Source organism: Legionella tunisiensis (genome assembly GCF_000308315.1).
GTDB lineage: Bacteria > Pseudomonadota > Gammaproteobacteria > Legionellales > Legionellaceae > Tatlockia > Tatlockia tunisiensis.
In genome coordinates, this window is record NZ_CALJ01000090.1 from 1 (window position 1) to 1651 (window position 1651).

Genomic DNA, 1651 nt, shown 5'->3' on the forward strand with positions numbered 1-1651 from the left:
TGACATTTTTGGGTATAAAACACCAACCTAAATTTAATTTGGCGAGTTTTAACAGTGCAAAAATAGGTTCTGCTTCATGCTGCGCAAGTAATATAAGATTTTTCCTGAATAAAAATTCTCTAACGTTTGGCGTGGAGGCGCATATTTAGGCATAACAATCCCTGGATACTCCAGAATAGTTGCTAGTGCCGGATTTTTTCTTAGCTAAAGGGTGGTTACGAGCTACCTTGATAACATAAGGAAGCATAAAAGAGGAATTAATTCAAATTCATGGGCGATTTTGTCGCTAATGCAATTAAGGCAAATTTCGATTTCACGATTGCGTAAGGCGCGGAAACTCATCAGTGGTGACAAGTAACTGACGGAAAATTCTGTGTCTTGATGTTCATGACTAAAAGAAGCGAGAAAATCGGGTAACATCCAACTACCGATCAGAAAATCTACTCCAATTCTTAATGGATTTTTTGTTTATCAATAAAATGATTAATGGACGATATGCCTGATTGGATAGTTTGCAACACTTCGATGGCATAAGGTAAGAAAATCTTTCCTGTCTCGGTTAGAATTAAGCGGTTATGTTCTCTAATGAATAAAGAGGTCTTAATTTCTGATTCAAGAGCAGCAATACGCTTACTCATTGCCGATTGAGTGATATATAAGTAATCGGCTGCTAAGGTAAAGGAGCGGAAATCAGCAGCAGCAACAAATGCACGAATTTGATTTAGATCCATATTGTGTTGCATATATATAGTGTTTGGTAATTTAAGTATACTCGATTGAAAATAAAGTGCTTAATGCTTTTTTGATAACTGCAGGGATTAAAATTGGATAAAAAACCATAATTTTAACAATTCATTCGGTTAATAAGAAATTGGATCATTGGATTTTCAGGGAGGGATTTCTTGATGCGAGTAAAAGCCGCTGTAGCGTTTCAGGCAGGCAAGCCTTTGACAGTTGAGATGGTCGATTTAGAAGGGCCTAAACAAGGTGAAGTGCTTGTTGAAATAAAAGCGACTGGCGTATGCCACACGGATGCGTTTACCCTATCAGGGCAAGATGCAGAAGGAATTTTTCCAGTGATTCTTGGCCATGAAGGTGCAGGTATTGTTGTTGATGTGGGAGCCGGTGTCAGTTCAGTCAAGCCTGGTGATCATGTCATTCCTCTTTATACCCCTGAATGTCGGCAATGTGCTTATTGTCTGTCTCAGAAAACAAATCTTTGTCAGGCCATTCGTACTACGCAGGGACAGGGTTTAATGCCCGATGGTAGTTCTCGTTTTAGTCTCAATGGTAAACCACTTTTTCATTATATGGGTACTTCAACGTTTGCTAATTATACGGTGTTGCCCGAAATCGCGGTGGCAAAAATTCGTAACGATGCACCTTTTGAAAAAGTATGTTATATCGGTTGTGGTGTAACCACGGGCATTGGTGCCGTGATTTATACAGCAAAAGTTCAACCTGGCTCCACAGTTGTTGTATTTGGTTTAGGGGGAATAGGGTTGAATGTGATTCAGGCAGCTCGTATGGTAGGTGCCAACCAGATTATTGGTGTGGATATTAATCCTCAGCGCCAGAGTTTAGCAAAAAAATGGGTATGACTGATTTTGTTAATCCCAACGAGATCACTGGGGATCTTGTTACTTATCTT

2 protein-coding genes are annotated in these 1651 nt (G+C 39.5%); one reads left to right on the top strand and one right to left on the bottom strand.

Going from position 1 to position 1651, the window contains the following annotated elements:
* Window positions 1-452: 452 nt before the first annotated feature.
* Window positions 453-731 carry a LysR family transcriptional regulator gene (locus BN58_RS06845; RefSeq protein ID WP_019216194.1) on the bottom strand — a complete coding sequence of 93 codons (279 nt, stop codon included), beginning with the start codon at window positions 729-731 and terminating at the stop codon, window positions 453-455.
* A gap of 174 nt (window positions 732-905) precedes the next feature.
* Between BN58_RS06845 and BN58_RS22880 the strand changes: the two genes are divergently transcribed.
* Window positions 906-1601 (top strand): alcohol dehydrogenase catalytic domain-containing protein, encoded by a 696-nt coding sequence (locus tag BN58_RS22880; RefSeq protein WP_019216195.1) that lies wholly within the window; start codon window positions 906-908, stop codon window positions 1599-1601.
* The last annotated feature ends 50 nt before the right edge of the window (window positions 1602-1651 follow it).